At 59.5% G+C, this 13,742-nt stretch carries 11 protein-coding genes and 1 tRNA gene; 6 read left to right on the forward strand and 6 right to left on the reverse strand.

The window, feature by feature from the left end:
- The first annotated feature begins 1,256 nt into the window (after positions 1-1,256).
- Both Q0R27_RS12630 and Q0R27_RS12635 read left to right on the forward strand, forming a co-directional pair.
- Positions 1,257-2,021 carry a hypothetical protein gene (locus Q0R27_RS12630; RefSeq protein WP_293945386.1) on the forward strand — a complete coding sequence of 255 codons (765 nt, stop codon included), beginning with the start codon at positions 1,257-1,259 and terminating at the stop codon, positions 2,019-2,021.
- Positions 2,022-2,110: 89 nt separating this feature from the next.
- Positions 2,111-2,199: transfer RNA gene (locus Q0R27_RS12635), tRNA-Ala, on the forward strand.
- 270 nt (positions 2,200-2,469) lie between these two features.
- Here the strand turns inward: Q0R27_RS12635 and Q0R27_RS12640 are convergent.
- Positions 2,470-3,231, reverse strand: a complete 762-nt coding sequence (locus Q0R27_RS12640) for a M48 family metalloprotease (RefSeq protein WP_293945388.1) — start codon at positions 3,229-3,231, stop codon at positions 2,470-2,472.
- A gap of 500 nt (positions 3,232-3,731) precedes the next feature.
- Between Q0R27_RS12640 and Q0R27_RS12645 the strand changes: the two genes are divergently transcribed.
- Positions 3,732-4,226, forward strand: a complete 495-nt coding sequence (locus Q0R27_RS12645; protein ID WP_293945390.1) for a DUF4440 domain-containing protein — start codon at positions 3,732-3,734, stop codon at positions 4,224-4,226.
- Positions 4,227-4,435: 209 nt separating this feature from the next.
- Here the strand turns inward: Q0R27_RS12645 and Q0R27_RS12650 are convergent, their stop codons facing one another.
- The 4 genes from Q0R27_RS12650 to Q0R27_RS12665 form a co-directional block, all read right to left on the reverse strand.
- Entirely contained in the window at positions 4,436-5,467 is a 1,032-nt protein-coding gene (locus Q0R27_RS12650; RefSeq protein WP_293945393.1) for an LLM class flavin-dependent oxidoreductase, read from the reverse strand.
- Positions 5,464-6,381 carry an alpha-L-glutamate ligase gene (locus Q0R27_RS12655; RefSeq protein ID WP_293945395.1) on the reverse strand — a complete coding sequence of 306 codons (918 nt, stop codon included), beginning with the start codon at positions 6,379-6,381 and terminating at the stop codon, positions 5,464-5,466. Before Q0R27_RS12655 ends, Q0R27_RS12650 begins: the two co-directional genes overlap by 4 nt.
- A 692-nt stretch (positions 6,382-7,073) precedes the next feature.
- Positions 7,074-8,309, reverse strand: a complete 1,236-nt coding sequence (locus Q0R27_RS12660) for an MFS transporter (RefSeq protein ID WP_366080374.1) — start codon at positions 8,307-8,309, stop codon at positions 7,074-7,076.
- Between the two features lie 6 nt (positions 8,310-8,315).
- Complete coding sequence (locus Q0R27_RS12665) at positions 8,316-9,092, reverse strand: aspartate/glutamate racemase family protein (RefSeq protein WP_293945397.1); 777 nt, start codon at positions 9,090-9,092, stop codon at positions 8,316-8,318.
- 180 nt (positions 9,093-9,272) lie between these two features.
- Between Q0R27_RS12665 and Q0R27_RS12670 the strand changes: the two genes are divergently transcribed.
- Positions 9,273-10,031 (forward strand): GntR family transcriptional regulator, encoded by a 759-nt coding sequence (locus Q0R27_RS12670; protein WP_293945400.1) that lies wholly within the window; start codon positions 9,273-9,275, stop codon positions 10,029-10,031.
- Entirely contained in the window at positions 10,024-10,911 is an 888-nt protein-coding gene (locus Q0R27_RS12675; RefSeq protein WP_293945402.1) for a CoA ester lyase, read from the forward strand. The genes Q0R27_RS12670 and Q0R27_RS12675 overlap by 8 nt, the downstream gene beginning before the upstream one ends.
- A 20-nt stretch (positions 10,912-10,931) precedes the next feature.
- Here the strand turns inward: Q0R27_RS12675 and Q0R27_RS12680 are convergent, their stop codons facing one another.
- Complete coding sequence (locus Q0R27_RS12680; RefSeq protein WP_293945404.1) at positions 10,932-12,101, reverse strand: CoA transferase; 1,170 nt, start codon at positions 12,099-12,101, stop codon at positions 10,932-10,934.
- Between the two features lie 104 nt (positions 12,102-12,205).
- Here Q0R27_RS12680 and Q0R27_RS12685 point away from each other — a divergent pair, with 104 nt between their 5' ends.
- The gene (locus Q0R27_RS12685; protein WP_293945406.1) at positions 12,206-13,741 is read left to right on the forward strand and encodes a 4-hydroxyphenylacetate 3-hydroxylase N-terminal domain-containing protein; all 1,536 of its coding nucleotides are present in this window, start codon (positions 12,206-12,208) and stop codon (positions 13,739-13,741) included.
- Position 13,742: the final 1 nt, after the last annotated feature.

Genomic DNA, 13,742 nt, shown 5'->3' on the forward strand with positions numbered 1-13,742 from the left:
CGGCCGTGGCGGTGGCCTATGGATGGGACCCCAGTATATCAACCGAGGAGGCTTTGGAGCAGCTCCTACAGCTAAACTTAAGTGCTATCGCCGCCAACGCGGCGAAAGTTTCTCGCAGGAAATAATATCAGTTTTGAAGACCCGGCTAAAGTGCGCTTGCCTCCCCAAAAGTTACTCTCGCCTCTATAAGCTTTAGGGAAGACAGTGACTTTTCTAGAAAACGGCCTCAACTGTAACTCATTCGGAGCAGTCTCGTTCTCATTCCTGAAACTATAGCGACCCAGGCGCTGGCTTCACTGGCTTTAAGGCTCAAAACACAGGGGTCTCCACTCTCTAAATCTACTCGTTGTGCTATCTTTTCGATGCTGGAAGCGTGTGAGAAAGCTCTCACTGGGGACCTCCCTCCAGCCTACTACCTAGCCTCCGTCGACCCAGGGCAGGGAAAGACCCTCGCCCTTGCCGAGTTTCTTAGAGCTTGGGGTGAACGAGGACACTCAAGGCAGGGAGGTGCACTAATTGGCGTCTCTCGCCTCGATGAGATTAAAACCTACATCGAAGCTGCGAACTTACGGGCGGACCAATTTGGGGTCTTCACCTCCACAGATGAAATGAATGCCCTCGGGGTCTCGAGGGGCAAGCTAGGAGAGGTCCCAATCCTTTTCACTACCCAGCAAATGATCCTATCGCGAACGAAGGGAAAGCAATTCCGAGAGGCCAGCGAGTTTCATTTTCAAGGTAAACCTAGGGCCCTCCGCATATGGGACGAGAGCCTAATTCCCGCTGCTACCCTTTCGGTTGGCCGGGATGACTTGGGGAAACTGCTGTCGCTTCGCCTTCGTAACCCTTGGTACGCTGATGCGATTGAGGGTCTAATGAATGTAATGGGTTCGGCTGCTGAAGGAACTACCGTTACCGTACCTATGGACTTCGCTAGTCGTCCCTCACTCGCAAGGTCGATTCTCGGCAAATCCGAGGCGGACGAGATAGAAAGGCTAACAAGCACACTGGTCTCCCTTGCGGGCAAACCAGCAATCCTCATGTCGGAGGGTGGTCTCGGTAGAGCGCTAGTCACTACCGATGAAGGACTTCCAGCCGATTTCGCCCCTGTTGTCATAGCTGACGCATCGGGCAGGGTCCGTGGAACCTACGCCGCATGGCAAAGGCATCGGGGAAACCTGGTCCGACTTCCAGCGGCGATAAGCGACTATCGGAACCTCCACGTTAGGCTGTGGCAACGGGCAAGCGGTAAGCAAGCGATGGAGGACCTTACCGCTAGGAATGAGGTGATTCAGGGCATAGCGGATGCGGTCAACGAAGACGACGACAAGGATTGGCTTGTAATCCATTATAAGCAGGATGAAGACCTAATAGATGACCTCAAGGCCCGCGTAGCCGATGGACCGAATCGCGTTCAGGGACTCCATTGGGGGAATCATCACGGCACAAATGACTTTAGGGACGTTCGCAACGTCGTACTGGTTGGTCAAATCACCTACCGCCGCTCGGGTTACATGGCGTTAGGGCTAGCGTCCGGCGTACCAGTGGATCAACTTTCCGACACTGACGCCGAGATGCGCGAGGGCGAGCGAGCCCACCATTATCTACAAGCCGCGTGTAGAGGCGCCGTTAGAAAGGTAGCGAATGGGATGGCTGGTGAAATGCGGCTGTTTCTGGTCGCCACCCCTTCACTCACCATTAAGGACCTTCTTTGGCGGACGTTCCCCGGTTGCTCGATTAGCGACTGGAACGCCGAGAATAACCTGAATGGCAAGGTTAAACTGGCCGCCGATTATCTTTTAGAGCGATTCGCCGACCCGTCGGTCATGCGAGTAAAGAAGGGAGAGGTTCGTGAGGCGGCAGGAATCAAACACAAAGGGACGTTCGCCAGCCATGTCATGCGAAACCCAGATTTCAGATCCTTCCTCAACGGCCGCTGGATTGACGAAAGTGGCCAATGGTTTGAGCGGGTCGAGCCATTTAAAGCTGTCGATGACTACGTCTTCTCACCTGAAGACGCTTGACACACTGGTGACACAACGCGGCCTTGCATTGACAGATAATCGGTCGTTACAAGCCACCCGAGCCTTACGTTGAGGGTCCGTTGCTCCTTGGCGCTTAGTAGCGACAGGTAGGTTGTCGATGGGGTCTCCTGCAATCGCACTGCAGAGGTCAGCGGTTCGATCCCGCTCAGCTCCACCACGCTCGGCCGTTGAAAGATAAGCAAAAAACTGCAGATGCGGCCCCGGGGAACGCATCCGAGTGTATCGCAACTCCTGAGACGCGTTCGCATCGCCGGGATTTCAACGATCAGTCAGAACCGCACGTTTGATGCCCTAGGTCGAGCACGAACGGCTGAAAGTGGTGGGAAGCGGACATTGGGCCGGGCCCGATTGTGCAAAGCCACTGGGCCCCGACGTGCCTTGCACGCATCGTTCGCTCATAGCGGGGGCACATCCGACCATCGCTTGCTCACGGCTTCCGCCCGACTCCTGTGCTGACTTCGACAGGCAGGACCTTACCCACCCAACAGAAATTGAAGAGGTTGTCGGCAGCGTTGCCTTCCAAGACCGGCCGCAAACCTGGCGGATCGTTCGCGGCAGCTGCTGTAAAACGGCGCGAGCGGTCAGCCATGCCGAAATGGACGCTGCGTTCCTGATCGCCAAGGTAAGTCCCCTGAAGCTGGGATATTCGCATTTGTTCGATAAGTGCAGCGACGGGCGCCAGCCGCACGTGCGCGCGTTTCATCATGCCTATCGCCGCCTCGTCCGCCACCCTCTCTTCTTCGCCCGAAAAACGCGCTCCAATCTGCCGCCGTTCAGGCCCGTTGAGCCAAGCGGCGAAAATACCGAGGTTGCCGTTGTAGCGAACCATGGCAGCGGTCGGATCGTCGTGACGCAAGTGCGCGAGTTCATGAGCGAGCAGGCCCGCAAGCGCATCGGGATCTATTTGTGACGTCGTATCGTGGAATAACAGGATCTTGTTGGACGGAAGGGCAAGCGCGAAAATTCCGCCTTCCCGAATGCCGATGATGTCAAGCTTCGGTCCGAGTTCCGGATCAAGCCGCGTGAGGATCGCGCGAACTGCGCTTTCACCACCGGGATGATCGCAGCGGACGGGCGCTTGGTTGTCAACATAACCATCGACGAGGCGGGAGCGCGCACTGGCGGACAGCGCCCGTGCTACCCAAGGGGCGGGAAGCTGTTCAAAGACGGTGGCGGTAAGGAATAGCATGCCTGCAACCGCTTTGAAGAGGTGGAGACGATGGAGCGGACGCATTAACCGAGCCAGCGGGCGAGTCCGGACATGCGAGAGCAGCGCTTGGTTGCCGCCGCCAGGAACCGATAACTCCCACCCCGGCTTCCCAAGCCGACCGAACCTGTGGATCGAACCTTGTCCCGGCTCGCGAAAGAGCAACCGCCACCTAACGCTGTCGACAAACGCGTTCGACCCAATGAGGCGGAGTTCGCCAGCATCAAAGTCCAGCTTCACCGAAAGGGGAGGATGGCGGCCCCCCTGCCGAAGGATCCCAATCTCATGCAAGGACGAAGGAAGCCGTGAACATGCCGGCGAATTGCGGCGTCATGCATGCCCCTAAAGGGCCGGGAAACGTTGAGGTGCTCATCATAAGCTGTTGTTCGCACTGTCTGCGAATGTCCGCAATGGGTGGAAATCGGACATTGCGTCTGATCCGCGAACGACTAGCATCTCCAGCTAAACGGGGAGATTTCGCCATGGTAAGATCGATCTGGATAGTCGTCGCGGTGCTCGCCACAGCGGCCTGCGGTGGCAGCCAAACTTCAAGCGACAATTCAAACGCGTTGAGAGCGGCCGATGCAGCGTTGCAAGAGGCTATAGCTAATCGTGACTTGGAGCGCGTTGCATCCTTCTACTCTGACGATGCGGTCCTGATGCCGACGGCCGAACCAATTGTTACTGGGAAAGACGCTATTCGCGCTGAGTGGAGGCACGTATTTGGCATCCCCGGTATGCAAAATAAGTCCGCGTTAAAGCAAGTAGACGTCTCTCAGTCTGGCGACATGGGCTACAGTCGAGGAACGTACACATCTCGCATGGTCGGAGCGGATGGCACACCTGTGACAGAGCCGGGCAAATGGGTTTCGATTTGGAGGAAACAGAGCGACGGCAAATGGCGCATCGTGGTTGACACCTTCAATACGGACATCATGCCTCCCCTCCACAAGCCCTCGACCGCCGACGCTCACTGACCGAACGTGTGCTTTGGGTCGTTTCCGGCCGTTCGTCTCCTCGGCGATCCCGTCGGCGAAATAAGCCTGGCCCGGGTCGCCCGACATGTTGGAGAAGCTCATCACCGCAAATCCGGTTCGATGCAGCCGCCGCGCCCGGCTTGAACAACGCCCAGCCGCCGAGATCGGCGTGGCACAATTCCACCAATCGGGTTTTCGATTTAACTCGATTACTTTTTTATCGGCGCAATGATCGTTTCGGCGAACCTGTCCATCTCCTCGGCCTGCGGGCTCATCTGCAGGAGCAGCAGGTCGAGTCCCGCGGCCTCATACGCCTCGATCTTTTGCCGGACCTGCGCCGGCGTGCCGACCAGATCGGGCATCAGCCCACGGTTGCTCACCGAATAGTCACGCAACTTGATGTCGCGCTCCATTTGCGTGCCCGACAGCCATTGCTCGAAATTGTCGAATCCCTTGGGCGGTGTGGCCGGCATCGCCGTGATCCGCGCCTGTTCCGCGCGCGCTTCCGGTTCGCTGTCGCGCACGATGGCATAGGCCGCCATCCCGAACTGCATCGGCCCTCGCTCCGTGGCGTCCCGGCGGCGCTTCATGTCACTGATCTTGCCACCAATCGCCTCGACGCTGTCGCCATGCATGACATAAGCGTCGCATTGCTCGGCGATCATGGTCTTGGCCGCTTCGCTTTCGCCCCCGGCGTAGACCGTCGGGCGAGGGACGGCGAGCGGCTTGGGCTCGCAGATCGCGTCCTTGAGGTGGTAGCGTTCGCCGTCGTGCGAAAAGCGCGGCTCGGTCCACAATCCGTCGACCACAGTCAACCATTCGCTGGTGCGTGCATAACGGTCGTCGTGCGCATCGAAGGCCAATCCATATTGGGTCGCCTCGTCCGCCCACCAGCTCGACACCACGTTCAGTGCCAGCCGGCCGTTGCTGATATTGTCGATGTTGGCCGCCTGCTTGGCGAACAGCGCCGGCTGATGGAAGTTGGGCCGAACCGCCACCATCAGCTCGATGCTCTGCGTCACTGCCGCCAAGGCCGCCGCGGTTGACCAGGCGTCCAACGCAGGCTGGTCGATACCCTTGATGTCGTTGAGGTTCAGTTCCGCGATCAGGGTCAGGTCCCAGCCGGTCTGCTCGCTGCGCTGGGTCAGCCGCCGGACATATTCCCAGCTTGCGGTCATTCCCTCATCTTCGATGTTGCGGAGCCAACCGCCGAATACGGGCATCCAGTAACCAAACCTCACGAGCGATTCCTTGCTTCGATCTTGTATTGGATGAAGTCGACCAGCCGATCGTGCGGATCCCATCCGAGCACGTCGAGCGGGTTCGCAACGAAGTTGGACAAGGCATTGATGTCGTAAAAGCGCGCCGTCCCGTCGCGGTCATCGATGACATATTCGACCCCGCCGACGTCAAGCCCGGCGGCCGCGGCGATCGCTTCGGCCGCCGCGACCATCTCGGGTGGCGGCTTCGTCGCGGTCATCGTCACCGAACGGCCGGGCACCTGGCAGGCGTCGGCCGGGCACAGGTCGAAGTTGCCGTCGACGGCAATGTCGATCGCGTAGAGGAACTTGCCGCCAAGGGTCTCCATGCGGCAGATGCGCTGCCCGCGCGGTTCGATATAGGCCTGGACGAGCAGCACCTGATCGACGCTTTGCGGCACCGTGCCGGCCTCGATTGCCGCATCGATTTCGGCCATCGCATCGAAGCGTACGATGCCCGCACCGGCACCGCCGATGTTGGCCTTCACGAGCAGCGGAAAGCCGATCGCGCGCGCCGCCACGGGAAGTTCGGCCAGACGGTGGATGACGCGGGTTGGCGGCGTCGCCAAGCCGAGCCCTTCGATCAGCGATAGCTGGCGTGCTTTCGACGCATCGATCGCCATCACCTCGTGCCCATTGATGATCCGCGCGCCGCGGAGGCGCCAATGGTCGAGCGCCGCCATCGCGTGAAAAATGCCATGTTCCGGATCGCGTTGAGGCGCGGACATGGCAACACGGTTGAAAATCAACTCGGCGGGGAAGGTCGGAGACGCTGGATCATATATCAGGCTTCGAGCATCGACCTTCGCCGCCGCTATGCCTCGTCGCTCGAGCGCGGCGAACAGCGGCTCGAACCAGCGCTGATGTTCATAAAGCACGGCAAGCGGAGCGGTCATTGAAGTCCTCGGATGGCGACCTGCCCATATTAGGGTCCTCTGGCTTTCGGACAAGGCGGAACCTGACTTGTGCTGGAGATTCGTGGCGTCCGGAACCCTCGCGGGGCCGCGGCGAAAAGACCGATTAACGCTGCCGCGGGGGCGCTCGATGGCGTCCTTCACTGCGGGTCACTTTTACGTCAGTTTGTTGCGCTCGATACTTGGACGATCCGTCCGATCGCGGCAGGATTAGGTCGTTTAATATATATGAGGATGACGAAGCCTCATTAAATTCCACTGCAGAAAAATGTCTTCGGTGGCGAAACCCTCGCCGATCGGCCGATGCATAGCATTGTTTGTGCACGAGGCTCTTGCCCTATCCCTCTGGTTGGGCGAATAACTACCCCGACGGCAGCTGACGTCCCCCCTGATTTTTCAGCCAGTTTGAAGGTTAGGATCCGGCGTTCTTGGGGTCCCCCAGTTTTTCATCCGGGTCGAAGGTTAGGATCCGGCCTTCATTCAGCGGCCATCGCGACCGCCGCGGCAGCATATTCGAGCGGCGACAGCCAGCCAAGAGACATGTGAGGCCGGCTCTCTCGGGCTTGGCAAAGGTGTCCACTGAATCGAGGGACCATCAAGCAATTGCGTGCCAAACGCACGGATACCCAAGGACGGAGATGTCCCGCCCGATGTTGAAAATCGGTTGGCGGGCGTCACCTGGTTGAGAGGTTATCCGATGAGCGGAGCAATGCGAAGCCCGCGGAAACGGCAAGGACCGCCAGCCCCGCCAAGGCGGCCCGCTTGCTGTCAATGGCGTGATCCAGTTGCACATAGATCAGCGGCGCAACAAGCACGCCCAGATAAGCAAACGATGTTCCGGTCGCGACAGCCTCGGCCGTCTTACCGCTTGGCGCCGCAAGCGCGATCTCGGCCAGTAGAATCCCGTTCCAGCCCATCGCGCTGATGCCAAGCAGAACGCTGCCGGCCATGAGCCGCATGAAAGATGGGAGAGGCCACAGCAACAAGAGCCATGCAAAGCCCGAAAGAATGCCAAGCAGGCCAAGGTGTAAATTGGCCCGGCCGAAGCGCGCGGTCGTCATCCCGAACACAATCCGCGCAGCCGCCCCGGCCATCGTGGCGATTGCAAGATAGCCCGCCGACCGACCGACACTCATTCCATGCAACCAGACCAGGCTTGGCACGAGGTAGGTCGTAAGGGCCGCCTGATTAATCCCATAGGAGCCCGATACCAGCGCAAGACGCCGTGTCGCGGGTTCGGCAAGCGATACCTGCAAGGCGCTTAAAACATGCTCCCTGCCCGGCGGATGGTTCGCTTTGGCTCCAAAGTCTCGCAGACCGCGCTTGGCCAGCAGCGCGGTGACTGCCACCAGGGCCCAAACCACCGCTGCCATATGTTGCCAGCCGTAATGGTGCGCAACAACGGGAGCGATGAGCGCAACCATCGCTGTTCCCACCGGAACGCCGGTTTGCCGCACCGAGACGACCAGCGGCTGCATTCGCTTTGAATAGCATTCGGCTAAAGCCAGCGAACTGGACGGGACGATGACGCCATAAGCCAGCCCCATCAACATGATCCCCGCAATGGCGGTCGCCAAGGGAAGGGGGTCGGTGCCGACCTGGCAGAACAGTTCAAAGCCAAGCCCCGTCGCCAACAAGGCCGCAAACTGGACAAAGCGAATGCTGAAGCTGGCCAATAGCCGGGTGGTAACCATCGAGCCGATGATCGCCGCTGCGTAAATCAGCGAGGTGTAATACCCCATCCAGCTTTCGGGCAGATGCTCATTTTGTACGATCAGAATCGAGATCGCAAATGGCCCCGCAATCGCAAACGAGCCTGCAATCTGAATCAGCGAGGTGGCGAAAAGCGTGCTGAGGCCGCTCTGTTCGAGCGGCCTCTCCGAATGGCTTCGGCCAGGTTGAGCTGTGATCGGATGCTAGCCCTTTGCTCGCTGGACCGAGGCGCCGCCATCAAGCATCCCGCTGATCATGTCACCCATGAACACGTGCGGCTTGGGATAGGCAACACGGCTATGCTTGAGCCCGAGCGACAGTGCAGCTTCAGCCAGCTTGTAGGTCAGCGGGCCCGGATTGATCAAGGGCACGGGCAGACGTTCGGCCAGCCAGGCATGGCTTTGATGCATCGTTGTTGATCCAAGGCAAATGGCCTCGGCACCATCTTCCACGCATTGCATTGCGGCGGCGAGAAGTTTGGGAAAGACATCCTCTTCTTTGCCGCCCAGCAGGTTGGAGACGTCCGGGGGAATATTGGGCGAGCGGATCGACACACATTTGTGCTCGAGGCCATATTCCTTCAGCGTCTTAGTGTAGAGACCTTTCCAGGGATCCCACTGGGTCAGAACCGAAAAATTATTGGCAAAGATAAGCGCGGTCAAAAACGAAGCGCGCCCGGGCGAAATCACGGGAATATCCAGAACCGAACGCAGCGCGTTCATGCCGGAGTCGCTCATCGTATCGATGCAAACCGCATCATAGCCGTCCTTTTCAGCCGAGAGACCGGCTTCAAATATGGAAATGTCGGCCAGCACGTAATCGTGATGACTGTCATACAAGGCCGGTGCAGCTTTAACCGGCTTGTAGTCAAACGTGATGCCGGGACCCAACTGCACCGAACTAAGCTGTGCCTTGCGATTGGCGACGCCGTCGTCGTCTAGCGGGAACGGAACGATCACAAGAACGCGCTTGTCAGTCATGATAGGATCCTTTCAGCAATAGCGGCGCAGGTTACAGACCAGAAAGCCTGACCGGCCGGAGAACCTGACCGCTCTACCCCCAGCGGGCCCGAAACGGCGTTTGCCCACCGCCCGCGAACTATGCTACCAAAGTTTCGATTGGTCCAGACCAATAATGAACCCGCGATCGGATGACGTTCCATGACATCGTTGCTCGCCGCCCCCGTCCCGCGATACCGGGAAATCGCCAATCAAATCGAGCGCGAAATCGTAACAGGCAAATGGTCCATCGGCGAAAAGCTTGCGCCCGAGCAGGCCTTGGCATCGCAATACGAAGTAAGCCGCTTCACCATTCGCGAGGCGATGAGCCGGCTTGAGGAAAGTGGCCTTATCAGCCGCAACCGCAGGCGCGGAACGGTGGTCACATCGGCGGCGCCAATCGATCAGATGGTCCAGAAGCTGGGATCAATGGACGAACTGCTGCAATATGCGCCGCAGACCAGATTGAAAGTGTTGCGCACGCAATTGGTCGAGGCCGATGTCGCCCTGGCGCAAATGCTGGCCTGTTCGGCAGGATCGCGTTGGGCGCGCATTGAAACCATCCGTGTCGAAAGCAAGCGCAGTCCGGTTTGTTGGACAGATATCTATGTTCCGGCCGAGTTTGCCGACCTTGCCGACCAGATCGGAAAAGACGCAACGCCGGCGTTTCGGGTCATGGAGCAGACCTATGGGCTGTTCGCGACCGACATCAATGCCGAACTGTTCGCCGGGTCGCTGACCCAGCGCAAGGCTGAAGCGCTTGAAGTTGAACCTGGCAGCCCTGCCCTGATCATCGTCCGGCGCTACCGCGACCGCAGCGGCCGCTTGTTCGAAGTCTCGGTCAGCGAGCATCCGGCTGGCCGGTTTTCGTATTCGGTCGACCTGCAACGCAAAACAGGAAACACATTACCTCATGACTAAAGCAATTCTCTCGGATTCTGCCGCTCCGATCCGCAGCTTCCTGTTCACGCCGGCGAATCACCCGCGCAAGGTGGAAAAGGTTTTCGCATCGGGTGCGGACGCCATTATCCTTGACCTTGAAGACGCCTGCGCCGCTTCCGAAAAACCGGCAAGCCGGGCGGTGGCGGTGGCAGCATTGTCCGCGCCGCGCTCCTGTCTGGGCTATGTGCGGGTCAATGCTACCGATACCGAATGGTGCTTTCGCGACCTCGATGAGGTTGTCGGTCCGTGGCTTGACGGGATCGTGGCGCCGAAAATCGAACGGCCCGAAGAGATCGTCCTGATCGACTGGATGATCGCGCAATTCGAGCGCGAACGCGGGCTCCCTGTCGGCGCAATCGATCTGATGCCGATCATTGAGACAGGGGCCGGGCTCCATGCCCTGGACGCGATCATTGCGGCAGGCACGCGGATGCGGCGCGTTTCGTTTGGCGCGGGCGATTTCACGCGCGATATGGGCATGAAATGGAGCGCTGACGAAGCCGAACTGGCCTATGCCCGGGGACGGCTCATTCTGGCCTCGCGCGTGGGCGGCCTGGAAGCGCCGATCGATACGGTTCATATCGATCTTGCGGACGAGGACAGCTTTGACCAGTCGGTTGTCACGGGGGTCAAGTTCGGGTTTCAGGGCAAGTTGCTGATCCATCCCAAGCAGGTTGCCCGAACCAATCAATCGTTCATGCCGAGCGCCAAGGAAATCGCCCGCGCCGAAAAGATCGTCGCCGCGTTCAACGCCGCTGAAGGCGCCGGGTCGGCCTCAATTCAGGTCGATGGCTATTTCGTCGACTACCCGATTGTAGAAAAGGCACAGCGCGTGCTGGCCTTGGCGGTGCGCACCTGAGCCGCCACTGGCGGGCACCACTAACCCAGCCAATCGGCCAGGACAGCGGCGGTGTCCGCGCCCAGTTCGCGCCCAGCCCAGCGTATGGAACCTGGCGTATCGCTAAGCCGCGGGCAGACATTCGGCAAGGTCAGGGGGCCCGCGCGTTCGTCGACTATCTGAACGAGATTGTCGCGCGCGGCAAATTGGGGATCCTCAAAGATCTCGTCGATTCCATAGACCGGGCCGCACGGGACCTGGCCGGTTTCGCAGGCGGCGAGAATCTCGTCGCGGGTCATGGCACTGGTCCAGTGGCTTACAAAAGCGTCCACTTCGGCGCGTCTTGCCTCACGCTTGGCAATGGTCCCGTAGAAGCCCTCGCCGGTCACATCCATGCGGTCCATGATCGCGGTCAGGCGACCGAAAATCTTGTCATTGGTGCAGGCGATGGCCACCCATTTTCCGTCCTTGGTGGGGTAGTGACTGTGCGGCACCGCGTTGACCGTGCCCGCGCCCATCCGCTCGCGCACGAAGCCGTTGTAGGCATAAGCCGGCGCCAGCTCATCGAGCAAACGAAAGGTGCCCTCATAGAGCCCAACGTCAACAATCTGTCCCCGCCCCGTGCGATCGCGCGCGCGCAGCGCCGTGAGCACGCCGAGCGCCGCGAACAGCCCGGTGACATAATCCGATAACGTTGCCGTTCCCGGTGATGCCGGCGGCGCCCCCGGCTCACCGCACAGATAGGAAATTCCACTAAAGGCATTGGCAATGCGGCCGAAACCCGGACGATCACTATAAGGACCAGTTTGCCCATAGGCCGTTACGCGGGCGATGATCAGGCGCGGATTGAGCGCCTGCAGGACATCAGGGCCCAGCCCCCAGCGCTCGAGCGTTCCGGGCTGGAAATTCTCGCACAGAATGTCGGCCTGCGCGGCGAGCTTTTTCAGCGTTTCAGCACCCTCGGGTGTCCGCAAATCAAGTTCGATCGATCGCTTGTTGCGCCCTTCACTGAGCCAGACCAAAGTATCACCCGACGGCGTCGGCGTGCCGAACTTGCGGATCGGATCACCGCTGCCCGGAAGCTCTATCTTGACGACATCAGCGCCAAATTCCGCCAGATAAGTGGCGCAATAGGGCCCGGCGATGAAGGTTGCGAGATCAAGCACCTTGAGCCCTTGAAACGCACCCGGAGAAGGGCAATCGCCGATCATTATATGTACTTTCTATTGGTCCAGACCAATGGTAACGGTATCGGAATGGCTGGTTGCCTTCAAGGCAGAAAGTCTGGCAATTGAAAAGGGTCTAAGCCGTGCTCATGTCCGCCGAACAGTATCGTGAATCGCTTCGACGGCTCAAGCCCCGGGTTTATGTTGGCGGCGATCTGGTCACCTCGGTGGCAGACGAGCCCCGGCTCGAGCCCGGCATCAACGCCACAGGCATAACCTATGATTTCGCGCTTGTGCCCGATTATGCAAAAGTCATGGTCACGAACGGGCTTTCGGGTGAGCCGACTAACCGGTTTCTCGCCATCAACCGTTCGCGCCAAGACCTTCTCGACAAGCTCGAAGCCGTCCGGCTAACGTGCCAATATGCTGGCTGCACCCAGCGCTATCTGACCCACGATGCCTTCAACGGTCTGTGGGAAGCAACCTGGCGGATCACCGAGCGCACCGGCAGCGAAAGTCATGACCGGCTGAAGGCATATATCGCCTATTCGCAGGCCAACGATCTCGCCATCGGCATCGCGATGACCGACGGCAAGGGCGATCGCTCAAAGCGTCCGTCCGAGCAGGTCGAACCCCTGTCTTACGTCCACGTCAAGGAGCGCCGGGTTGATGGCATCGTCATCGCCGGAGTGAAGGCGATCGTGACGGGCGGGCCCTATATGCACGAATATCTGGTGCTGCCGTGCCGCCGCATGGGCGCCGAGGACAAGGACTTTGCGGTTGCCTGCGCGGTGCCGATTGATGCGCAAGGTGTAACCGTCGTTTCGCGTCCGGCAGGAAGGCCGGGCCAAGCCGCTGCCAAATTCAGCGCCAAGTTTGCCCAGTCGGTCGCGGCGGTCCATTTCGATGATGTTTTCGTGCCTTGGGACAAAGTGTTCATCGATGGCGAAATCGACGAAGCCCACCTGATGACCACCAACTACGCCTCGCATCACCGCCATAGCTGCATCGGCGCGCGCGCCGGGTTCGGCGATTTGTTGATCGGCGCAGGCGCGTTGATGATGGAGGCCAACGGGCTTGATCTCAACAAGATCTCGCACCTCAAAGACAAGATGGTCGAACTGATCAAGATCACCGAAGGCTTCTATGCCTGCGGTGTTGCGGCCTCGACCTTTGGCGAAGAGGATGCCGCGGGAAATTTCCGGCCGGAACAGATCTACTCAAACATTGGCAAGCTGCTGCTGGCCAACCAGATCTATGACATGCACCGCATCGCCCACGAGGTTTCGGGCGGCCTGATCGTGGGGCTGCCCTCGCCCGAAGAGGATCACAATCCCGCCACGGCGCCGATGATTGAATCGCTGCTGCGCGGCCGGGCCGATGTGCCCTATAAACATCGCGCCAATGTTGCGCGCTTCATCGAAGACCTGACAGCTTCGGAAACGGGCGGCTGGTATTCGGTGATTAGCCTGCACGGCGGCGGATCGCCCGAGGCAATGAAGCTGGAAATCCTGCGCAATTATCCCGTTCAAGATCGCAAGGATCTGGTCCAATCGCTGCTCGATCGCGGCGCGCTCGATCTGGGCAAAGGCCCCTCGCGCGACAGTCAGCCGGGGCGTTGCTGCGCCAAGGGCTGTGCCTCCGACGATGCCATACCCAGTCGCACGAGCTTCACCGCCGAATAAG

Origin of the sequence: Sphingomonas sp., from assembly GCF_025362505.1 — a bacterium.
Classification (GTDB): domain Bacteria; phylum Pseudomonadota; class Alphaproteobacteria; order Sphingomonadales; family Sphingomonadaceae; genus Sphingomicrobium.